Source organism: Bacteroides sp. AM54-2NS, from assembly GCF_003602935.1.
In the GTDB taxonomy this organism is placed as follows: Bacteria; Bacteroidota; Bacteroidia; order Bacteroidales; family Bacteroidaceae; genus Bacteroides; species Bacteroides xylanisolvens.
The window spans coordinates 1-22681 of record NZ_QTMZ01000048.1; the positions used below are offsets into that span (position 1 = coordinate 1).

Sequence of the window (22681 nt, forward strand, 5' to 3'; positions counted from 1 at the left end):
AATATGACGGTATCATTGCCGTATACCGTCACTATTTCCATCATATACCGTCACTATTTTTTAGAAGGAAATTTGTCTGTAAAATACCCTTCTGTTCCCTTATCATTTATGATAGAAACTTCACAATATCTTCATCCACTGTACTGATACCTCCGATTCCAAATTGCTCGATCAATACGTTCTTTACATTCGGTGAAAGGAAAGCGGGAAGAGTAGGCCCTAAATGAATATGTTTCACTCCTAAAGCCAGCAATGCCAATAAAACAATGACCGCCTTTTGTTCGTACCATGCAATATTGTATACGATAGGTAACTGATTCACATCGTCCAGTCCGAAGATTTCTTTCAGTTTTAGAGCGATTACAGCCAGTGAGTAACTGTCGTTACATTGTCCCGCATCCAATACTCTCGGAATACCGTTGATATCACCTAAAGCTAATTTATTGTATCTGTACTTGGCGCAACCTGCCGTAAGAATCACTGTATCACCGGGTAGCTTTTGAGCAAATTCCGTATAATATTCACGGCTCTTCATACGTCCGTCGCATCCTGCCATTACAAAGAACTTACGGATGGCTCCACTTTTCACGGCATCCACCACTTTATCCGCTAAAGCCGTCACCTGTGCATGAGCGAATCCACCGATGAGTGTTCCGTTTTCGATGGCTACGGGTGGCTGGCATTGTTTAGCATGAGCAATCAGGGCAGAAAAATCTTTCGGTTTTCCATCTTTGCGTTCGGGGATATAATGCGCGCCTTCCAGACCGCAGGCTCCTGTGATGTAAATGCGGTCTTTGTAGCTGGCATTCGCACGTGGCGGAACAATACAGTTACTTGTAAACAGGATCGGACCGTTGAAACTTTCAAATTCCTCTTTTTGTTTCCACCAGGCATTTCCGTAGTTTCCTGCCAGATGCTTATACTTCTTTAGTTGAGGATAATAGTGCGCAGGCAGCATTTCACTGTGCGTATATACATCTATCCCTGTACCTTCCGTTTGCTCCAGCAACTCTTCGAGGTCTTTTAAATCATGTCCGCTTATCAATATACCCGGATGATTACGGACACCAAGATTCACTTGTGAGATTTCCGGATTACCGTAACTGCTCGTATTTGCCTTGTCTAGCTGTGCCATTGCTGATACTCCATGTTTTCCTGTTTCTAGCGTTAATTGAACCAATTCTTCCACAGTAATATCATTGCGGGTCAATTCGGACAATGCGTGCTGCATGAAAGCAAATATCTCCGGTGACTGATAGCCCAGGTTATGCGCATGCTCTACATAGGCAGCCATTCCTTTCAGACCATAGTGTACGAGTTCTTTTAGTGAGCGTATATCCTCGTTGGGCGTGCGAAGCACACCGACCGTTTTTGATTTTTCTTCAAACTCCTCTTCATTTCCATCCCAAAGACATTCGTCAGGAGCATTCTCGATCTTTACCTTACCGGCAAGTTCCTTTTTCAGTTTCAGTCCTTCTTTGATTTTTTCGGTGATCGCTACTTTATCAAAATTGGCGTTAGTGATGGTGATGAACAAAGCATCATAGATAAATTTGTCTGCTTGTTCGGAAGACTGTCCCTCTTTACGCAGATGTTCGTTGTAGACAGCAATTCCACGTACTACAAAAAGCAGCAGGTCTTGCAGGTTAGCCACTTCGGAAGTTTTACCGCATACACCTTTTAAGGTACAACCCGTACCCATTGCGGTTTCTTGACATTGATAACAGAACATACTCATAACTTTTACGTTTTTAATTAGTCCAACAGTTTATTTATTGAACGCAAAAGTAGAGGAAAGGTTTCAGGTGATTCTGTAACCAATGTTACAACAATGAATATTTTTATCTCAAATACTCACAATTAGATAAATGATTTTTAAATCGGAGCATTATTGGATGAGCCGGACCAGTTCTTCTTTCTGTAAGATAGTGATATGTTTACGATCTGCTATCAATAGTCCGTCTTCCTGCATGTGTGCCAGTTCGCGGGCGAGGGAAGGGCGGGAGACTCCGAAGTAATCACTCAACTCCTGTTGCGAACGGTCGAGGGTGATATGCTCCTGTTGCTGTTGTTTGTACAGGCGGAGCAGGTAGGAGGCAAGTTTCTGACGAATGGTCTTGAACGACATGAAGAAAAGCTTATCCGATAAAGTCCGTGCATAATTGGCGGAGAGATTCATATAGTTTTCCAAAAACTGCTCGTTCTTGCGGAACAAACTCAAAACACTTGGTTTAGGAAGCTCGATCACCTCTGTCGGTTCATTGGCAGTCACCTCCACCGGATAGCGGTTCTGCTCACCGAACAGGAACAGAGGGGCAATCGCTCTGGGAGCAGTTATATCTTCTACCTTGATAAGACGTCCCGAATAGTCAATCATTTCTCCACGCACACTTCCTTTGGTCAGGATGATAAGACGGTTGCACACATCTCCCTGTCGTGCCAGGATTTCTCCTTTCTTATAAGAACGTGTATGAAAACTGATCTCTTCCAGATCGGCAAGAAGTTTTTCCGGAGTGATTCCTCGGAATAGCGGATTGTTGACTAGTGTAGGTATCATATATCAATCGTTATTTGAATTTTAAAATAAACGTTGTCTCTTTCTCTCGTAGTAACGTAAGGCTTCCTCCTGAAAGGCGCATGATTTGGCGGGAGATACTAAGTCCGATTCCGCTACCGCCTTCTTTGGTCGTAAAGAAAGGAATGAAGATATGTTCTGCTATTTCCGCTGGGATTTCGGGACCATTGTTTTTTATCTCAATCCATATTTCTTCCATGTCATTGCAGGACGCCTTCAACTCAATTCTCCCATCCGGCTGATTGCCGATTGCTTGAATTGCGTTCTTTAAAAGATTGATAACTACCTGTGAAATAAGATTCTCATCTGCATATACGATTAAGTCCGCAGGAGTAATCTCTGTGTGGAAACGGATATGCTCACATGGATGCTGATGACAGGCAAGTTCAACCATTCTTTCTATGAATGCTTTCACATAGAACAAGGAGGGTTCCGGTGTCGGTATGCGTGTGAATTGCCGGTATGATTCTACAAAGGCAAGCAACCCTTTTCCCGTCGTACTGATTGTTTGCAATCCGTGATTCATCTCTTCGTCTTTATCCGCTGATATTGAAAGAAGCGTATCGCAAAGGGAAGTGATGGGAGTCACAGAGTTCATGATCTCATGTGTCAGTACCCGTGTCAGCCGGATCCATGAATCTATTTCTTTTTCATCCAGTTCGGTATTGATATCATTCAGGGCAAGGATGCGCAGATGCTCTTTGCGTACATTGATTTCCGACACACGGATGGATAAGTTAATCGTTCCCCGTTCATTGTGAAATATGACTTGTAGTTTGTCCCCCGGGCGACAGTTCTCTATTTTCTCCATAAGCTGCGCATCCACCTGACTCAATTGGCGGATATGTGTAAACACATTCAGCCCTAAAATACGGAGTGCTTCTTTGTTCTTCTGATAAACGGCTCCATTGTCATTGAGCACTACTAATCCTGTACTGACAAAGTCGAGAATCAGTTCGTAGTATTTCTCTTGCTGGGCTGTTTCAGCTTTCACGCTATATAAGATATGTCCCACGCGGTTGAGCGCCCGGTTTATTTCTTTGCTTTCGGGAGTACCGTTTTCTTCGGTAAAATGAAACGTATTATCATTATTCTCGAGCGCATCAATCATAAAAAGCACCTGTTTGGTGTGGAGACGATAAAGGCGGATTTGCCAAAGTACGCTAAGAACCAATAAACAAAGACTACCCCCTAACCAACCGTATGATTGATGTATACCGAACCACACGGACGATATACAGAAAAGTGCCGTCAGCAAGACTCTGAACCAATATTGAACGCCTACTTGTTGAAGCTGCACTGTCATAATCCGAATTTTTTCATCTTGTTATAAAGAGTCTGCCTGGTTATGCCCAGTTGGGCGGCTACTGCTGATAAGTTTCCTGCGCAAGCGTCGAGCGCTTTCCGTATCATCTGCATTTCCATCTCTTCCAGCGTAGAAATACTTTTCTCCTGACTCTCCGTCCGTGGAATGGATAATTGGAACAATTCGGCGGGAACGAGCGGACTGTCATTGATGATAACGGCCTTTTCAATCACGTGTTCCAGTTCACGGATATTACCATACCAAAGGTGTGCTTTCAATTTATCTTTAGCGTCGGGAGTGAACTTCATCAATGTCTTGTCATATTGTTTGCAAAAGCGTACCATGAACCTTTCGGCCAATGGAATAATATCTTCTTTCCGTTCCCGCAAAGGAGGAATCTCTACATGAATGGTATTGATGCGATAGAGCAAATCTTCCCGGAATTCACCTTTCACTACCATCTCTTGCAGATTCCGGTTGGTTGCGCATATCAGTCGGATATGAATGGGAATCGGCGTGTTGCTTCCCACTCTCACAATGCTTCGTCGTTGGAGGACGGTCAGTAGCTTTGCTTGCAGGTGGTAAGGCAGGTTGCCTATTTCATCGAGAAACAGCGTACTATTATCGGCAGCCTCAAATTTGCCGGTCCGGTCGGTGTGTGCGTCGGTGAAAGAACCTTTAACGTGTCCGAAAAGCTCACTTTCAAATAAAGACTCTGTGATAGTCCCCATATCCACTGCAATCATTTCTTTGTATTTGCGGTTGGAAAGGAGATGAATCTCCCGTGCCAGCATTTCTTTCCCCGTTCCGTTTTCGCCTGTTATCAGGATATTGGCGTCGGTGATGGCTACCTTTTCAATTAATGTGCGGAGTTGTTGCATCACTTTGCTTTCTCCCCAGTACATAGGTGAGTGGGTGGTTTCTTCTTTGCTGCCCGTTTTCTTGTCGTTGTGCGTAGAAGCTGCTGCGGTTTGCAGGGTTTCCACCAGTTTTTGGTTATCCCAAGGCTTGACGATAAAGTCGGTTGCTCCTTCTTTAATCCCCTGGATAGCCAGTTCGATGTCGGCATAAGCCGTAAAAAGTACGACCGGAAGTTCTGGACGTACTTTCTTTATTTCATGCAACCAGAATAAACCCTCATTACCGGTGTTGATGCCTGATGTGAAATTCATATCCAACAAAATTACTTCCGGTGTTTCTTCCCTTATGACACTGGACAGGGTGACAGGAGAGGAGAGTGTGACAATCTTGGAAAAATAACTTTTCAGAAGGATTTGTACGGCAGTCAATACTCCTTTATTATCGTCTACAATGATGATTGTTCCTGATTTACTCATTTTCGTTTAAGTTTGTAAAGCGCAAACTTACGAAAAAGTAAGTTATAATTCATAATTCATAAATCATAAATTCTTTTATAACCACTGGAACTTCAATCCGAATGATAAACTAAGATAATCACGCGGACGGAGATAGCTATTGTTTACTGCACTGATAACATACAGGTCGCACGTACTTATTTCATAGAAAAAAGTCACCGACTTGGCTAAAAATCTACGTTGCGGATCGATATCGTATGTCAACCGTTGTCCCATGAAAACATGAAAACGTACTTTGCTGGAGAAACCATAGTAACCTTTCGGATAACGTTCCGGCTCATTCACCCAAAACTGGTCGCCAAACACGGTATTCACATAAAGCCCGCAGGTAAGAGGTTCCGTAGAGAAGCCCTTTCCGATATTAATGCTCCAGGCATATAGTTCTGCTTGAGCGTCATGGTTACTTTGGCCTTCTTTGACGAATATTTCGGTATAAATCCGAGCAATATATCCGTTTCCCACTGATTACGTTTCCCGTAATCCCATCCCGTACCGAAAGAAAGCAATCCCATGTTTCCGGCATACTGTATTTTGGAGTGCGTCGGGATAATCCGTTCCCAGTGACTGCGGAAACGGTGAATCCGGTTATCGTAACGACTGTGTTTCACCTGCTTCGGTGCAACCGGCAATACAGAGTCCGCTTTGATGATCGTAAATATAGAATCTCCTGTGCGAAAAGTGATAATTGAATCATCTTTGATAATGAAACGGAGTGAATCATCCTTGTACGAGTTGATGATTGTATCTGCTTTACAAGTAGCTGAAATCAGACCGGGAAGTAACAGAAGTACGGATAATACTCCTGCGCGCAAGATATAGTTAGTATTTAACCAGTTCATATTCATATTTTTCCGGGGTTATTGTAAATACCAGATAAGTACGGTAATCCATACAATCACTGGTAACATAATGTATTCCATCATCAAAGATCACATCGTCCTGATAATGGTGGGTGTGAGCAGCAGTACAGACTTGTATTCCCGGGTATTGTCTGATATAATGTTGAAATACTTTAGCCACATTATCGTTGAATACATCCGTGTAAGGGCGTGCGTGCATACTAATGACAGTCTTTTCAAACTCGTCCAGCCTGCTCGTAATCTCTTGTTCCATAAAGGTAAAGTTCGGCACAGGTTCAGAGTAGTCATACTCCAGCGCATTGGTGTTCAGGCAGACAAATTTCACATTACCTGCGATGAAAGAAAAGTTGGTGGGACCGAATACCGCCTTGTATGTTTCTGCTCCCGTCCCCAAGCAATCATGGTTTCCGATAAGGGTTACATAAGGCACGTTAAGTCCGTTCATTATATCCCTTTGCCAGAGAAACTCTTTGGTTAGTCCGAAGTCACTCATATCCCCTCCGTGAATAACGAAGTCAATATCATTCCGTTTATTAATCTCTTTCACGAAATCTTCCGTTTCATCGTACCATCGTTGTGAGTCGCCCATAGTCACAAAGCGTATGGTCGTTTTACCTTGCAGTTTGCCTCTATTCTTTCGATATTATGTGCGTTGACCTCTGTTTCGCCGCTGATACGGACGTCGTATGGATGGTAATCTATCATGCCGCATCCGGAAAGTAAAAAGCACGATAAGAATACATATACACTCTTTCTCATCATAATTATTTTGTTTATAGTCTAGAAAACTAAATGCAAAGATAAAGTTTTCTATTTGGATGGACAATCGGCTAACAGGCAAATAGGACTCTTTGAACAATAAATGGGAGATATGGAACAGTATCCGATTTGTCTAATAATTAGACGGTCCTGTCTAATTATTAGACAATGCTTGGGAAACTAAGAAAAGATAAATGATTGAAAATGAATAGCTATTCTTGTTTGGCATACTTTCTGCATGACTAAAAACGTCAATAGTAAAACTGGAAATAAATCTATGTAGAACAACATCATAAATAAACAAGATGATACAGATTGAAAATATTAGTAAAGTATTCCGTACTACCGAAGTGGAGACGGTCGCATTAAATCATGTAAACCTTGAAGTAAAAGAAGGAGAATTTGTTGCTATCATGGGACCGTCTGGCTGTGGGAAATCCACCTTATTAAACATCCTCGGCCTATTAGATAACCCCACTGAAGGCTCTTACCTGCTGATGGGAGAAGAAGTAGCCGGCCTGAAAGAAAAGGAACGTACCCGTGTCCGTAAAGGCAAACTGGGTTTTGTATTCCAGAGCTTCAACCTTATGGACGAATTAAACGTCTACGAGAATGTGGAACTTCCGCTCACTTATTTAGGCCTTAAATCTTCCGAACGTCGCCGAATGGTAGAAGACATTCTAAAAAGAATGAATATCAACCACCGTGCTAAACATTTTCCTCAACAGCTTTCCGGCGGACAGCAACAACGGGTGGCGATAGCCGCGCGGTTGTTACCAATCCTCAACTTATCCTTGCCGATGAGCCTACGGGTAACCTTGACTCAAAAAACGGAGCGGAAGTGATGAATCTGTTGACGGAACTGAATAGAGAGGGGACAACCATTATCATGGTGACCCACTCACAGCACGATGCCAGTTTTGCACATCGTACCGTACATTTATTCGATGGAAGTATTGTAGCAAGTGTAAAGGCATAAACAGAGAACCAACCATGAGACAAATCTATTATACTATACGTACCTTATTGCGTGAACGTGGATCGAATATCATACGAATCATTTCCCTTTCCTTAGGGCTTACTATCGGTATTCTGCTTTTCTCGCAGATAGCCTTCGAACTAAGCTATGAACAATGCTATCCGGAGGCAGAACGCTTGGCACTTGTACGTTGTCAAAGAATTAATCTTAGTACGGGTGAAACGGCTGGTGATGATAAAGAGACCAGTTATGACTATACTGTTTTCGATGTGCTGGCATCTACTTTGGCAGAAGAGATGCCGAAAGAAGTGGAGGTTGCCAGTAGTGTCCTTTCGATATGGAGTGCCAATATCTATTATGAAGATAAATTGTTGCCCGATGCAGATTATATCTTTGCGGATACTTGTTTTTTTCAGACCTTCGGCATACCGGTGTTGCAAGGCAATCCCAAGGATATGATTATGCCCGGAAGCGTTTTTGTTTCGGAGCATTTTGCCCGTGAGACGTTCGGGGATGAAGACCTGTCGGGAAAGTGCTTTCTGCTGAAAAACAAAACACACTGACCATACGTGGGATCTACAAAGATGTGCCGGAAAATACGATGCTCACCCATGATTTCGTGATATCTGTTCATCAGAATGGAGGGTATCATTCAGGAGCCGGTTGGAGAGGAAATGATGTCTTTTATGCTTTCCTTCGTTTGCGCCATGCATCGGACATTGACAAAGTGAATGCTGACATTCAGCGGGTGATCGGAAAATATACAGATTTAGAGTATGATGGCTGGAAAGTTGAATTTAGTGCCATTCCATTGGTGAAACTTCATCTGGTTTCTCCCGATGTACAAAAGCGTTTGGTCATTTACGGATTTTTGGGCTTTGCTATTTTCTTTGTGGCTATCATGAACTATATGTTGATATCCATTGCCACTTTAAGTCGTCGTGCAAAAGGAGTGGGAGTGCATAAGTGCAATGGAGCCAGTTCCACCCATATTTTCAGAATGTTTATGGCAGAGACGGGAATCCTTGTCATTCTTTCCGTATTGCTTAGTTTCTTACTGATAATCAATGCGCGTGATCTGATTGAAGATTTACTTTCCGTCCGTCTTTCCTCACTTTTCACTTGGGAAACGTTGTGGGTACCGTTGCTCACTATCCTTGTTCTCTTCATACTGGCAGGTGGCATACCGGGACGATTATTCTCCCGTATCCCTGTCACGCAGGTATTCCGCCGGTATACAGATGGGAAGAAAGGGTGGAAGCGTTCGTTGTTGTTTGTGCAGTTTACAGGAGTTTCTTTCGTCTTGGGATTGTTGCTGGTCACTCTGTTGCAGTACAGTCATCTGATGAGCCGTGATATGGGTATCGTCGTGCCCGGATTAGCTCAAGCGCAGACATGGTTGCCTAAAGAATCGGTAGAGCATATCAAAGACGATTTGAACCGTCAGCCGATGGTAGAGGGAGTGACTGTTGCCGTGAATGGGGTGTTGGGAGAGTACTGGACACGCGGACTGATGGGAAATGACGGTAAGCGGATTGCTACCCTAAATTACAATTCCTGCCATTACAACTATCCTGAAGTAATGGGTATTGAGATTATAGAAGGCACTACGCTGAAAAAGCAGAACGACTTATTGGTAAACGAAGAACTGGTACGTCTGATGAAATGGACCGACGGAGCAGTAGGTAAAACAGTGAATGACATTCAAGGAACGATTGTAGGCGTATTCCGTGATATTCGCAATAAAAGTTTTTACGTGTCGCAATCTCCTATTGTCCTGATTGGAGATGAAAATGCCAACCATGCATTTGATGTCCGCTTGAAAGAACCATATAACGAGAATCTGAAACGTCTGAATGAGTTTGTAGAAAACACCTATCCGAATATATCCTTGCGTTTTATCCTGGTAGATCAAATGGTGAAAAATATCTATAAAGACGTATACCGCTTCCGCAATTCCGTCTGGATCACTTCCGCCTTTATCCTGCTGATCGTTATCATGGGATTGATTGGCTATGTGAACGATGAAACCCAGCGCCGGAGCAAAGAGATAGCTATCCGGAAAGTGAATGGAGCCGAAGCATCTCATATCCTCGGATTACTGACACGTGACATTTTATACGTTTCAGTGATTTCTATCCTAGTAGGCACTACCGTTTCTTATTTTGCAGGACAGGCATGGCTCGACCAATTTGCCGAGCAGATTGATTTGAATCCATTGCTTTTTGCTGCTACGGCCTTGTTCGTCCAATTACTGATTGTAATCTGTGTTGTTCTGAAAGCATGGCATATCGCGAACGAGAATCCGGTCAATAGCATTAAAGCAGAATAAGCCGAATAGAATTAAATGGCAGAATAGGGCAGACACCGCCTTATTCTGCTACTACCGGATGCTGTTTGGAAACCTTCTTGATGTAAATCATCAGACTGACAACGGCCGTAATAAACGCCAGCGCATCCGATACCGGCATACTGATCCAGATTCCTTCCAATCCCCACCAGTTAGGGAACAGTAATAAGCAAGGCAAAAGATAAAGCAACTGACGCGTCAGCGAAAGGAAAATACTGATTTTAGCCTTGCCGATACTTTGGAAAAAGTTACCGATTACAATCTGTGCCCCTACAAACGGGAACATCAACACAGTCAACCGGATACCGCCTACCGCCAAATCAATCAATTCATCGCTATCAGTGAAGAGAGCCGATACGGCATGAGGGAAAAACTCACAAATCACGAACCCGCTGCTCGTAATCACTACCCCGGAGATAATCCCCAGTCGCAGCGTTTGTTTCACCCGGTCTATCTTTTGTGCGCCGAAGTTGTAGCCCACGATTGGCTGCATCCCCATAGTCAGCCCCAACACAATCATTACATAAAGCGTCAGCAACCGATTGATGATACCATACGCACCGATAGCCATATCGCCCCCATAATTTTGCAAACTGTTATTGATGATAATCACGATGGCACACGCACACACATTCATCAGGAATGGAGACATACCGATGGCGAAGATACTTTCTACAATCCTCGGTTTCATTTTCCAGATATTCCCTTCAAAATGCACCGTACTGTCTTTCTTGGTGAAGTGGCTCACCACCCACACCATACCAATCAACTGCGAGATAACCGTTGCCGTAGCCGCACCCCTCATTCCCCATTCGAAGTGGAAGATAAAGATAGGAGCGAGGATGATGTTAGCCACCACCGTTACCATTGAAGTAAGCATAGCCTTTTTGGGGTATCCGGTAGCGCGCATCACGTTGTTCAGCCCGATCATTGTGTAAGTGATGGGAGTTCCCAGCAAAATCACCTGCATAAAGCTGCGTGCATATGGAAGGGTGTCGGCGCTGGCTCCGAAAAAAGTCAGTATATCATCCAGGAAGATAAAAGACAGAATACCGAAGAAAAGAGAATTTGTGATACAAAGCATCAGCGTATGTGACAAAATTTCCGTAGCTCCTTTCATATCCTTCTGTCCCAAACGGATAGAGCGAGGGTAGACCCACCAGCCGAAACCAGTGTACAGAAAGCGACAACAAGATTCATCAGCGGGAAGCTGATAGCCAGTCCGGCAATAGCCATCGGTCCTACGCCATGTCCGATGAAGATACTATCAATGATGTTATAGATAGAAGTAATCGTCATTCCGATAATCGCAGGAATGGAATATTGTAACAGCAATTTGCCGATACGTTCTTTGCCTAAAATGTGCGGGTCGTTCTTGCTCATGCGCCAGTAGATTTTGTTGGATAAAAACGTATGTTACGTTTTTTTTAGCTTTGCAAAGGTACGAATTATTTGCCTGATTCGATGATTATTCGGAACTTTGCGGCGATAGATACACAAGGTTTAACGTTTTAGGTAAAAAGACAGTTTAATATGAATACAACGAAAACAATTGCAGCACTCTTCGACTTTGACGGTGTCATCATGGATACAGAAACGCAGTACACTGTTTTTTGGGACGAGCAAGGACGGAAATATCTGAATGAAGAAGATTTCGGACGCCGCATCAAGGGACAGACGCTATTACAAATCTATGAAAAGCATTTCGCGGACAGACCCGAAGCACAGCTCGAAATAAGCGCTGAACTCAATGTTTACGAGAAAAAGATGTCCTATGAATACATCCCCGGAGTAGAAGCCTTCATAGCCGATCTTCGTCGGAACGGTGCAAAGATAGCCGTAGTCACCAGCTCCAACGAAGAGAAGATGGCAAACGTCTACAATGCCCATCCCGAATTTAAAGGAATGGTAGACCGCATCCTGACAGGAGAAATGTTTGCCCGTTCAAAACCCGCTCCCGACTGTTTCCTGCTGGGAATGGAAATCTTTGAAGCCACCCCCGAAAACTCCTACGTCTTTGAGGATTCTTTCCACGGCCTGCAAGCCGGCATGACTTCCGGGGCAACAGTGATCGGACTTGCCACCACCAACTCACGCGAAGCCATCACCGGAAAAGCCCATTATATAATAGACGACTTCACCGGCATGACATACGAAAAAATGATCTCTCTCCATAAATAACGGCATTATTTTTAAATAGTTACCTCACTTATATTATATTAATAAATGAAATAAGAAAAATAACCGAGATAAATAAAAATAGTGAGACCCACCCATCCTTTCCAATGCCTTCCAACTATCCAAGCGAAGCATTTGAAGGATTTTTTGCTTTTCTTTCCCAGTTATGAATTAAATGTTATAACTTTGCCGCAATTTTTGAAAGCGTCCAAATGCGCAGACATCAATGACATAAATCATAATTCATAAATCATAAATTAAAAAGACATGGCTGGTTATATATCAGATGACACAAGAAAGGTGACTACTCATCGCTTGGTTGAAATGAAACAGAGAGGCGAAAAAATATCTATGCTGACTGCGTATGATTACACAATGGCACAGATTGTAGACGGTGCGGGAATGGACGTAATCCTGGTAGGCGACTCCGCTTCTAACGTAATGGCAGGTAACGTGACTACATTACCTATCACGCTCGACCAAATGATTTATCATGCCAAATCCGTAGTACGTGGTGTAAAGCGTGCGATGGTGGTAGTTGATATGCCTTTCGGATCTTACCAGGGCAACGAGATGGAGGGACTTGCTTCCGCTATCCGCATCATGAAAGAAAGTCACGCTGACGCATTGAAGCTCGAAGGCGGTGAAGAAATCATTGACACGGTGAAACGTATCGTATGCGCCGGTATCCCTGTGATGGGACATTTGGGACTCATGCCTCAATCCATTAACAAATACGGAACCTATACCGTACGTGCCAAAGACGAAGCCGAAGCCGACAAACTGATTCGCGACGCCCATTTATTGGAAGAAGCAGGCTGTTTTGCCATTGTACTCGAAAAAATACCTGCTACCCTTGCAGAGCGTGTAGCTTCCGAACTTACTATTCCTATCATCGGAATCGGTGCCGGCGGCACGTAGACGGTCAGGTATTGGTTATTCAGGACATGCTTGGCATGAACAACGGATTCCGTCCGCGTTTCTTACGTCGTTATGCTGACTTGTACACGGTGATGACCGACGCCATCAGCCGTTACGTTTCCGACGTGAAGAATTGCTACTTCCCCAACGAGAAGGAACAATATTAAGATAGTATATGGCAGTTAAATTGTGGACAGTTCATTTTATGCGGATATGTGTAGCTAATTTGCTGTTGTTTATATCCTTGTATGTGTTATTTCCGGTACTTTCCGTAGAGATGGCCGACCGTCTCGGAGTGCCGGCCGCACAGACAGGAGTAATCTTTCTTTTTTTCACCTTGGGGATGTTCCTCATCGGTCCTTTCCATGCTTACCTGGTAGATGCCTACAAACGTAAATACGTATGTATGTTTGCTGCTGCCCTGATGGTAGTGGCGACGATTGGGTACGCCTTTGTGACGAACTTCACAGAACTAATCCTGTTGAGTACCGTACAAGGACTGGCCTTTGGCATAGGCACTACTGCCGGTATCACCTTGGCTATCGACATCACCAACTCCACACTGCGGAGCGCGGGAAATGTCAGCTTCTCGTGGACGGCACGTTTGGGAATGCTCTTTGGAATTATCCTCGGAGTGTGGCTTTATCAAAGCCACTCATTCCAGAATCTGCTCACTGTATCTGTCATAACCGGAGCTGTAGGAATTCTCATGCTATCGGGGGTATATGTACCTTTCCGTGCGCCGATTGTCACTAAACTCTATTCCTTCGACCGTTTCTTATTGCTTCGTGGATGGGTTCCCGCTATCAACCTGATTCTGATAACATTTGTTCCGGGCTTACTGATTCCAATGGTACACCCTTTTCTAAACGATTTCGTACTCGGAAACATGGGAATCCCCGTACCGTTCTTTATCGGCACAGCCCTCGGATACATTGCTTCCTTGTTCTTTGCGCGCCTGTTCTTCTTCAAAGAGAAAACGCTGCGCCTGGTCATTATAGGAATCGGGTTGGAAATGGTAGCCATGTCCTTATTGAACACAGACCTTTCGATAGGCATCTCTTCCGTACTCTTGGGATTGGGTTTAGGTTTAACCATGCCGGAATTCCTGATGATATTTGTGAAACTATCCCATCATTGCCAACGCGGAACAGCCAACACTACCCATTTATTGGCAAGTGAAGTCGGTATCTCCCTGGGTATCGCTACTGCGTGCTACATGGAATTAGATACAGACAAGATGCTCCATACCGGACAGATGGTAGCTTCTATCGCTTTGCTGTTCTTCGTATTGGTTACTTATCCTTATTATATAAAGAAGAAGGTAAGATAAAATAGACAGAAGAACAAAAGAACATATTTCAGGAGTGATGATTGTTTTTTGATTTTCATCATACGTATCCAAAAATATGTTCTTTTGTTCTTCTGTCTTAATCTTAATTCCTGCTCACCTGTTTTACTCCCTTCACCGTCCGTAATTTTTTGATAAGAGCCTCCAAACGCCCCGTATCACCCACCATTACTGTCAGTGTGCCAGAGAACAACCCATCGTTCGAATCAATACCGATAGAACGTAGCGTGATACCATTCTCTTTCGAGATGATCGAAGTAATATTTGTCACGATACCAATATCATCATGTCCTACAACGCGCAGCGTGATCGGATATTGCGTACCTTCCGACTTGCCCGCCCAGCGAGCCTTCACAATCCGGTAGCCGAAACGTTCGCGCATCTGGTTCGCGTTCGGACAATCCGACCGGTGTATCTTGATGCCGCCGCTCACCGTTACGAACCCGAACACATCATCGCCATAAATCGGGTTACAACATTTAGCCAGTTTAAACTCCAGTCCTTTCAGATTCTGGTCAATCACCAGTACGTCCTCTTTAGATGTCGTTTCCTCCTGTGCGGTCTGCAAATTATACCCTTCGGCACTCCGATAAACAATTTCATCGTGCGTATCGCTGTCCCGTTTCTGCTGTTCGATGTATTTATCCAGAATCTCGTTCACATCCAGTCCGCCATCGGCAATCCGTTGATAAAATTCCGTCACGTTCTTGAATCCCAAACGCTTGATGAGGCGCATCATGGTTGCTTCATCATACTCCAGTTTGCGGTTCTTGAATTTTCGTTCCAGCGTCTCTTTGGCAAACGCATGTTGGCGTGCCACCATCTCTTTGAGCGCCTGGCGTATCTTGGTGCGTGCTTTGGAAGTCGTCACGATGTTCAGCCAGTCCTGTTTCGGAGTCTGGGTGTTTGAAGTCATGATTTCCACCTGGTCGCCGCTGTTCAACTTCTGCTTCAACTGCACATTCTTGCCGTTCACTTTCGCGCCGATACACTTGCATCCCAACTTACTATGTATATGGAAAGCAAAATCGAGCACCGTAGCCCCTTTAGCCAGCTTGAACAAATCCCCCTTGGGCGTAAAGACAAACACTTCATCCTCGTAGAGATCCATCTTAAACTGATCCATCACCTTCATCGAGTCGTTGTCCGCGTTCTCCAATGCCTCCCGCACGGAAGTCAGCCACTCGTCCAAGCCCGTTTCTCCTTTGATACCTTTATATCTCCAGTGCGCAGCCAGTCCGCGTTCCGCGATCTCGTCCATCCGTCGGGTACGTATCTGCACTTCCACCCATTTCCCTTCCGGGCCCATCACGGTGATGTGCAACGACTCGTAACCATTACTCTTCGGTATTGAAAGCCAGTCGCGCAGACGCTTCGGGTTCGGCTGGTACATATCCGTCACAATCGAATACACCTGCCAGCACTCCTGCTTCTCCTTCGCCGGGTCCGGTTCCGAATCCAGTATGATACGGATGGCGAACAAGTCATAAATCCCCTCAAAAGGAGTCTTTTGCTTCTGAATCTTGTTCCATATCGAATGAATCGACTTCGTGCGTCCCTTGATGTCGAACTTCAGTCCCGCTTCCGCCACCTTCTTTTGGATCGGTTCGATAAAAGCGGCGATATACTTGTCGCGGGAAGCCTTCGTTTCGTTCAGCTTATCCTTGATGAAATAATATGTCTCTTTCTGCGTATATTTGAGAGACAAATCCTCCAGTTCCGATTTCAGCTTATACAATCCCAGCTTGTGAGCCAGCGGAGCATACAGATATGCTGCTTCGTTTGCTACCTTGATCCGGTCCTCCTCGTTGCCTGTATCCTTTATTTTGCGCATCACGTTCACGCGGTCGGCAATCATAATCAGGATTACGCGCATATCCTCCGCAAACGACAGCAGCAGATTACGGAAATTCTCCGACTCGATGGCAGGGCTTTTGGCATACAGCTCGTTCGTCTTCACTAATCCCTTGATGATACTTGCCACGTCTTCACCATATTCGGCGTTCACCTCGTCGATAGACAATACATGACCTTTCACGATTTCGTGCAACATGATCCCGATCAGGCACGAACCTTTCATACCGATTTCCTCGGCAACGATCACTGCTGTTTGTAAATCTCTGATGACGGGATTCATCCCGAAGTTATTGCGTTGCAGACCGTTACATTGGGCCGCTTTGATAAGATGTTTCTTTAACTTTTGGCAATCTCTCCAGAAAATACTGTCTCCGGCAGACTGCAATAAATGTCGATAGAGTGAAAAAAGCTCCTTTTTTTCCTCCAATGTAAAAAAGTCGTCCATATTCAATCTTGTTAATTCGATGTAAAAGTAGTTTTTTTTCCGGTTATTCGGCAAGAAGTAAATAACATTTTGTATTTTTGGGCATCAATTAATAAAATTAGATATTATGATAACGACACAGGACAAAGAGTTGCTTGCCAAGAAAGGCATCACGGAAGAGCAAATTGCAGAACAATTAGCATGCTTCCAGACGGGATTTCCCTTTTTAAAACTGGATGCGGCAGCTTCCATCGAAAAGGGCATATTAGCTCCCGACGCAGAAGAACAGAAGGCTTATCTGGCCGCCTGGGATGCATATACAAACACAGATAAGACTGTTGTGAAGTTCGTGCCTGCCTCCGGTGCTGCAAGTCGTATGTTTAAGAATCTATTCGAGTTTCTGTCCGCCGATTATGACCAGCCGACTACCAAGTTCGAACAGGCCTTCTTTGACGGAATCAAGAATTTTGCTTTCTATGACGATCTGAATGTGGCCTGCCAGCGTATCTCCGGAAAAGACATTCCCGGACTGATGGAAGAAGGCAACTATAAAGCAGTGGTGTCCGCCCTGCTGGAGACTGCAGGACTGAACTATGGCGCACTACCGAAAGGTCTGCTCAAATTCCATAAATATCCCGAGGCTCCCGCACTCCGATGGAGGAACATCTTGCCGAGGCGCTCTGTATGCAGCCGGCAAGAGCGGCAAAGTGAACGTACACTTCACCGTGTCTACCGAACACCGCGAACTTTTCAAGAAGCTCGTGACGGAAAAAGTGGACGACTTCGCCAAACGTTACGGCGTAGACTATTACATCACCTTCTCCGAGCAGAAGCCAAGTACCGACACCATTGCTGCCGATATGGACAACCAACCGTTCCGCGACAACGGCAAACTGCTGTTCCGTCCCGGTGGTCATGGCGCGCTGATTGAGAACCTGAACGACTTGGACGCAGACATCATCTTCATCAAGAACATCGACAACGTAGTGCCCGACCGTTTGAAAGCCGACACCGTTACGTATAAGAAACTGATTGCCGGAGTGCTCGTGACCCTGCAAAAACAAGTATTCGAATACCTCACGCTGCTCGACAGCGGCAAGTATACGCACGACCAGATGATGGAAATGCTTCAATTCCTGCAAAAGAAACTCTTCTGCAAGAACCCGGAAACGAAAGACCTCGAAGACTCCGTACTGGCCATTTACCTCAAAAACAAGTTCAACCGCCCGATGCGTGTCTGCGGAATGGTGAAGAACGTAGGCGAACCCGGCGGCGGTCCGTTCCTTGCTTACAACAGCGACGGAACTATCTCCCTGCAAATTCTCGAAAGCTCGCAGATCGACATGGACGATCCGGAGAAGAAAGAAATGTTCGAGAAGGGTACGCACTTCAATCCGGTAGACCTCGTATGCGCTGTGCGTGATTATAAAGGACATAAATTCGACCTGGTGAAATATGTAGATAAAGCCACCGGCTTCATCTCCTACAAATCGAAGAACGGTAAAGACCTGAAAGCCCTCGAACTTCCCGGCTTGTGGAATGGTGCGATGAGCGACTGGAATACCGTCTTTGTAGAAGTTCCTCTTTCTACCTTTAACCCGGTGAAGACAGTGAATGACTTGTTGCGTGAGCAACATCAGTAATTTATTCACCACAGAGGACACAAAGGACACAGAGTTTTTTCGGTAAGGTAAGACCGGAAGCAATGGAATCAATTGCATTAATCCGGTGAAAAAGTTCTATAAAAACTCTATAAATCTCTGTGTCCTCTGTGCCCTCTGTGGTGAAACTTAAAAAAGAGTGTTTAGAATGAATCAGATAGAGAAGATCATCGATATTGCTACTTGGAACAGAAGAGAACATTACGAACATTTCAGTGCTTTTGACGATCCTTTTTTTGGAGTGACGGTCAATGTAGATTGTACGCGCGCGTATCAGGAAGCCAAAGACAAAGGCGTTTCCTTTTCCCTGCTCGTCCTTCACCGCATCGTGACTGCTGCGGCTGCCGTGGAAGAGTTCCGCTACCGCATCGAAGGCGATCGAGTGGTGTGTTATGACAGTCTTCTGCCCGAAGCCACTGTGGGGCGTGCCGACCACACCTTTTCTTTTGCCGCTTTTGAATACGATCCGGACGAACTCGTCTTTATCCGTCGGGCAAAAGCCGAGATGGAACGCCTGCAAGCCACTACGGGACTCAACAAAGGAGGTACGTTTCATCCCAACGCCATTCATTATTCGGCCGTGCCGTGGCTCTCTTTCACCGATATGAAGCATCCCACCAATATGCGTTCGGGCGACAGCGTTCCCAAAATCTCCACCGGTAAATACTTCCGCGAAGGAGAAAGGCTGATGATGCCCGTTTCCGTCACTTGCCATCATGGATTGATGGATGGCTATCATGTAGCGCAGTTTATCGAGAAGCTCCATTTATAAACTTCGTTCTGAAAAAGACTAACCAGACTATGATATGAGAGTAAAGATACCCAGACGGGAAATCATCCTATTCTGTTCCGCCTTGCTTTTCCCCGTTGCTTCGCTGTGCGCGCAAGAAGTGGGGCAGGAGGTGAAAGAGGTCAGGCAAGACGTGGAGCAACTCCAGCAGGACGTCCGCGAACTTCGTGAAGAAGTGCGTCGATTGCAGGAAGAACTTCATGGATTCCGGCGCAACAGTTTCCCGCAATGTGGCATGGACACGGTAGCTCCTTACGTTCCCCATCGGTTCATTCACCGGTTGGGGATAGAAGCTCGGCCGCAATACGTGTTCCCCACCAATCCTTTCCTGCAAGGAGAGAACGAACGGTGGAAGCCCATCCAAAGTTCCTTTGCCGCTCATTTGAAATATTCCTTCAAGTTTCGTCCCAATACCTGTGCCGACCGTATCTACGGCGGAGCCTACCAAGGCTTCGGCTTGGCCGTCACCACCTTTGGCGACCGTAAGCAACTCGGTGATCCGGTGACGTTCTATGTCTTTCAGGGCGCACGTATCGCCCGTTTCAATCCCCGTCTTTCGCTCAATTACGAGTGGAATTTCGGCCTTTCTGCCGGATGGAAACCATACGATAACGATTACAACTCCTACAACGGAGCGGTAGGTTCACGGGTGAATGCGTATCTCAATGCAGGTATCTACCTCAATTGGTCGCTTTCCCGTTATTTCGATTTTATCATCGGCGGAGATTTTACGCATTTCTCCAACGGCAACACCAAATTCCCCAACGCAGGAGTGAACACCACCGGAGCGAAAATCGGTCTGGTGTACAACTTCAACCGTGAAGAATCCGACCTGACCAAGTCTTTGGTCAAGCCGTATATTCCCCGTTTTCCCCGTCATATCAGTTACGATCTTGTGTTGTTCGGCTCGTGGAGACGGAAAGGCGTGTATGTAGAAAGCGGGAAGCAGATAGCTTCGCCGGGCAGTTACCCCGTGGCGGGATTCAACTTTGCCCCGATGTACAACCTCAACTATAAGCTGCGATTCGGCGTCTCGCTGGACGGTGTTTATGACGGTAGTGCCAATGTGTACACCGAAGACCGGATTGTGGAGTACGATTACGATGGAGGCAGCGGCACTTCCGGACGCAGGTTTCTTGTGCCGGGCATTCAGCATCAGCTTGCTCTCGGACTTTCGGGACGGGCGGAGTATGTAATGCCGTTTTTCACCATCAATGTCGGTTTGGGAACGAATGTGCTGGGGCGTGGCGATTTGCGGGGGCTGTATCAGGTCTTTGCGTTGAAGATAGACGTGACACGTAGCTCTTTCCTTCACATCGGTTACAATCTCCAAAACTTTCAGACACCTAATTATCTGATGCTCGGCTTGGGATTCCGTTTCAATAATAAGTATCCTAAGGTGCGTCATTAGAAATGTCCGTCCGGTGGCCTGTCGAATATCAAGTAAGGAATCTCAAAATGGAAAACATTATTCAAAAAATCAGAGAAATCTATCCGGTATCCGATGAAGCGCTTCAGGCGCTTCAGGCGAATATGGAACTGCGATATTATCCTAAAGATACCTATATCGTCCAGTCGGGGGTAACAGACCGCCTGGTTTATTTCATTGAAGAGGGCATTGCCCGTTCCGTATTCCATCACAACGGACAGGACACTACTACGTGGTTCACGCTGGAAGGCGACATTACGTTCGGCATGGATTCGCTCTACTATCAGCAACCGTCGGTGGAGAGCATTGAAACGCTTTCCGATTGCAAAATCTACGTCATCCATATCGACAAGCTGAATATGCTCTACGAAACCTATATCGACATAGCCAACTGGGGGCGCATCCTGCATCAGAATGTCAACAAAGAGCTTAGCCACATGTTTGTGGAACGGCTCCAGCTTTCGCCTAAAGAACGGTATGAGCAGTTCAACCGTCGCTATCCCGGACTGATAAACCGGGTGAAGCTGAAGTATGTGGCTGCCTTTTTGGGCATTTCCATCTACACGCTTAGTCGGGTACGTGCTAAAAAATAGTTTTCGGTAGGGCTTTTTTGCTTTTAAGCAAAAGAACTTCGTTTCGCAAACCGTATCTTTGCCATCTGAAAATACTAACTAACTAATAGAAAAACAGATGTCGAACATTTCTTCTTCAGCCTTTGCAGATACCAAAGCACATTATGATCTTCTTGACGGACTTCGCGGTGTAGCGGCTCTTATGGTGATATGGTATCATGTATTCGAGGGATATGCTTTTGCCGGTGGTGGCAATATCGAGACTCTCAACCACGGTTATCTTGCCGTGGATTTCTTCTTTATCCTTTCGGGTTTCGTGATCGGTTACGCTTATGACGACCGTTGGGGCAAGAGTCTCACCATGAAAGATTTCTTTAAACGTCGTTTGATACGTCTTCATCCGATGGTCGTTATGGGTGCCGTATTGGGTGCTATCACATTCTGTATTCAGGGTTGTGTGCAATGGGATGGAACGCATGTAGCCATCTCCATGATTATGTTGTCTCTTCTTTGCACGATATTCTTCATTCCTGCCATGCCGGGGGTGGGATATGAAGTTCGTGGCAACGGTGAGATGTTTCCGTTGAACGGCCCTTGCTGGTCGTTATTTTTCGAGTATATCGGTAATATCCTGTATGCGTTGTTCATCCGTCGCTTGTCCAACAAGGCGCTGACGGTATTTGTGGTGTTGCTGGGGGTAGCATTGGCAGCGTTTGCCGTCTTCAATGTCTCCACTTATGGAAACATAGGAGTGGGCTGGACGCTGGACGGGGTTAACTTCCTGGGCGGCTCCCTACGTATGCTTTTCCCTTTTTCGCTGGGTATGCTGATGTCGCGTAACTTCAAGCCTATGAAGGTGAGAGGTGCTTTCTGGATCTGTACCGTTGCATTGATTGCCCTGTTCGCTGTTCCTTATCTCGAAGGAATGGAGCCGCTTTGCATGAATGGTGTTTATGAAGCGTTTTGTGTGATTGTGGCTTTCCCTATCATTCTTTGGATAGGAGCGTCGGGCACCACTACGGACGTGCAATCGACAAAGATATGCAAATTTCTGGGGGATATATCCTATCCGGTTTATGTGATCCATTATCCGTTGATGTATCTGTTCTATGCATGGCTGATTGAGAATAAGCTCTATACGTTGGGCGAGACTTGGCACGTAGCCGTGTGCGTCTTTGTCTTGAGTATCGTGCTTGCTTATCTGTGCCTGAAACTGTATGACGAACCGATACGTAAATATTTGGCAAAACGTTTCTTGAGTAAGAAACGATAGTTTCATTGTTATGTATCTGA

At 45.3% G+C, this 22681-nt stretch carries 11 protein-coding genes and 7 pseudogenes; 10 read left to right on the forward strand and 8 right to left on the reverse strand.

Annotated features, from left to right (window positions below; genetic code table 11):
• Positions 1-106: 106 nt before the first annotated feature.
• The 6 genes and pseudogenes from hcp to DXA05_RS21290 form a co-directional block, all read right to left on the reverse strand.
• Positions 107-1738 carry a hydroxylamine reductase gene (gene hcp / locus DXA05_RS21265; protein WP_162613001.1) on the reverse strand — a complete coding sequence of 544 codons (1632 nt, stop codon included), beginning with the start codon at positions 1736-1738 and terminating at the stop codon, positions 107-109.
• Positions 1739-1888: 150 nt separating this feature from the next.
• Positions 1889-2557, reverse strand: a complete 669-nt coding sequence (locus tag DXA05_RS21270) for a Crp/Fnr family transcriptional regulator (RefSeq protein ID WP_117809601.1) — start codon at positions 2555-2557, stop codon at positions 1889-1891.
• Between the two features lie 10 nt (positions 2558-2567).
• Positions 2568-3881, reverse strand: a complete 1314-nt coding sequence (locus tag DXA05_RS21275) for an ATP-binding protein (RefSeq protein WP_118408168.1) — start codon at positions 3879-3881, stop codon at positions 2568-2570.
• Complete coding sequence (locus tag DXA05_RS21280) at positions 3878-5218, reverse strand: sigma-54 dependent transcriptional regulator (protein ID WP_008639967.1); 1341 nt, start codon at positions 5216-5218, stop codon at positions 3878-3880. The genes DXA05_RS21275 and DXA05_RS21280 overlap by 4 nt, the downstream gene beginning before the upstream one ends.
• Positions 5219-5293: 75 nt before the next feature.
• Positions 5294-6096, reverse strand: a pseudogene (locus tag DXA05_RS21285) (hypothetical protein).
• Positions 6077-6879: pseudogene (locus DXA05_RS21290) on the reverse strand (metallophosphoesterase). Before DXA05_RS21290 ends, DXA05_RS21285 begins: the two co-directional pseudogenes overlap by 20 nt.
• Before the next feature lie 302 nt (positions 6880-7181).
• Between DXA05_RS21290 and DXA05_RS21295 the strand changes: the two are divergent.
• Positions 7182-7855 (forward strand): annotated as a pseudogene (locus tag DXA05_RS21295) (ABC transporter ATP-binding protein).
• A 14-nt stretch (positions 7856-7869) separates the two neighbouring features.
• A pseudogene (locus DXA05_RS21300) lies at positions 7870-10187 on the forward strand (FtsX-like permease family protein).
• A 40-nt stretch (positions 10188-10227) separates the two neighbouring features.
• On the opposite strand, the pseudogene DXA05_RS21305 reads toward DXA05_RS21300, so the two are convergent.
• A pseudogene (locus tag DXA05_RS21305) lies at positions 10228-11588 on the reverse strand (MATE family efflux transporter).
• Between the two features lie 150 nt (positions 11589-11738).
• Here DXA05_RS21305 and DXA05_RS21310 point away from each other — a divergent pair.
• From DXA05_RS21310 to DXA05_RS21320, 3 genes and pseudogenes are all read left to right on the forward strand, one after another.
• Complete coding sequence (locus DXA05_RS21310; protein WP_117683477.1) at positions 11739-12386, forward strand: HAD family hydrolase; 648 nt, start codon at positions 11739-11741, stop codon at positions 12384-12386.
• A 264-nt stretch (positions 12387-12650) separates the two neighbouring features.
• A pseudogene (gene panB, locus DXA05_RS21315) lies at positions 12651-13471 on the forward strand (3-methyl-2-oxobutanoate hydroxymethyltransferase).
• 8 nt (positions 13472-13479) lie between these two features.
• Positions 13480-14637, forward strand: coding sequence for an MFS transporter (locus DXA05_RS21320; protein ID WP_117683476.1), 1158 nt, complete (start codon positions 13480-13482; stop codon positions 14635-14637).
• A gap of 103 nt (positions 14638-14740) precedes the next feature.
• Here the strand turns inward: DXA05_RS21320 and DXA05_RS21325 are convergent, their stop codons facing one another.
• The gene (locus DXA05_RS21325) at positions 14741-16957 is read right to left on the reverse strand and encodes a RelA/SpoT family protein (protein WP_004316962.1); all 2217 of its coding nucleotides are present in this window, start codon (positions 16955-16957) and stop codon (positions 14741-14743) included.
• Positions 16958-17063: 106 nt separating this feature from the next.
• Between DXA05_RS21325 and DXA05_RS21330 the strand changes: the two are divergent.
• The 5 genes and pseudogenes from DXA05_RS21330 (at position 17064) to DXA05_RS21350 (ending at position 22661) form a co-directional block, all read left to right on the forward strand.
• Positions 17064-18579, forward strand: a pseudogene (locus DXA05_RS21330) (DUF4301 family protein).
• Between the two features lie 166 nt (positions 18580-18745).
• Positions 18746-19369, forward strand: coding sequence for a chloramphenicol acetyltransferase (locus DXA05_RS21335; protein ID WP_049702678.1), 624 nt, complete (start codon positions 18746-18748; stop codon positions 19367-19369).
• 34 nt (positions 19370-19403) lie between these two features.
• Positions 19404-20798 carry an acyloxyacyl hydrolase gene (locus DXA05_RS21340; RefSeq protein ID WP_008639981.1) on the forward strand — a complete coding sequence of 465 codons (1395 nt, stop codon included), beginning with the start codon at positions 19404-19406 and terminating at the stop codon, positions 20796-20798.
• Positions 20799-20845: 47 nt separating this feature from the next.
• A complete protein-coding gene (locus DXA05_RS21345; protein ID WP_004315309.1) occupies positions 20846-21409 on the forward strand; it encodes a Crp/Fnr family transcriptional regulator in 564 nt (187 codons plus the stop codon).
• 97 nt (positions 21410-21506) lie between these two features.
• Positions 21507-22661, forward strand: a complete 1155-nt coding sequence (locus DXA05_RS21350; RefSeq protein ID WP_004315308.1) for an acyltransferase — start codon at positions 21507-21509, stop codon at positions 22659-22661.
• The last annotated feature ends 20 nt before the right edge of the window (positions 22662-22681 follow it).

Excerpts from the sequence above, each read along its gene's own strand:
- hcp (WP_162613001.1), bottom strand. The coding sequence starts at position 1,738 with ATGAGTATGTTCTGTTATCAATGTCAAGAAACCGCAATGGGTACGGGT.
- DXA05_RS21270 (WP_117809601.1), bottom strand. The coding sequence starts at position 2,557 with ATGATACCTACACTAGTCAACAATCCGCTATTCCGAGGAATCACTCCG.
- DXA05_RS21275 (WP_118408168.1), bottom strand. The coding sequence starts at position 3,881 with ATGACAGTGCAGCTTCAACAAGTAGGCGTTCAATATTGGTTCAGAGTC.
- DXA05_RS21280 (WP_008639967.1), bottom strand. The coding sequence starts at position 5,218 with ATGAGTAAATCAGGAACAATCATCATTGTAGACGATAATAAAGGAGTA.
- DXA05_RS21310 (WP_117683477.1), top strand. The coding sequence starts at position 11,739 with ATGAATACAACGAAAACAATTGCAGCACTCTTCGACTTTGACGGTGTC.
- DXA05_RS21320 (WP_117683476.1), top strand. The coding sequence starts at position 13,480 with ATGGCAGTTAAATTGTGGACAGTTCATTTTATGCGGATATGTGTAGCT.
- DXA05_RS21325 (WP_004316962.1), bottom strand. The coding sequence starts at position 16,957 with ATGGACGACTTTTTTACATTGGAGGAAAAAAAGGAGCTTTTTTCACTC.
- DXA05_RS21335 (WP_049702678.1), top strand. The coding sequence starts at position 18,746 with ATGAATCAGATAGAGAAGATCATCGATATTGCTACTTGGAACAGAAGA.
- DXA05_RS21340 (WP_008639981.1), top strand. The coding sequence starts at position 19,404 with ATGAGAGTAAAGATACCCAGACGGGAAATCATCCTATTCTGTTCCGCC.
- DXA05_RS21345 (WP_004315309.1), top strand. The coding sequence starts at position 20,846 with ATGGAAAACATTATTCAAAAAATCAGAGAAATCTATCCGGTATCCGAT.
- DXA05_RS21350 (WP_004315308.1), top strand. The coding sequence starts at position 21,507 with ATGTCGAACATTTCTTCTTCAGCCTTTGCAGATACCAAAGCACATTAT.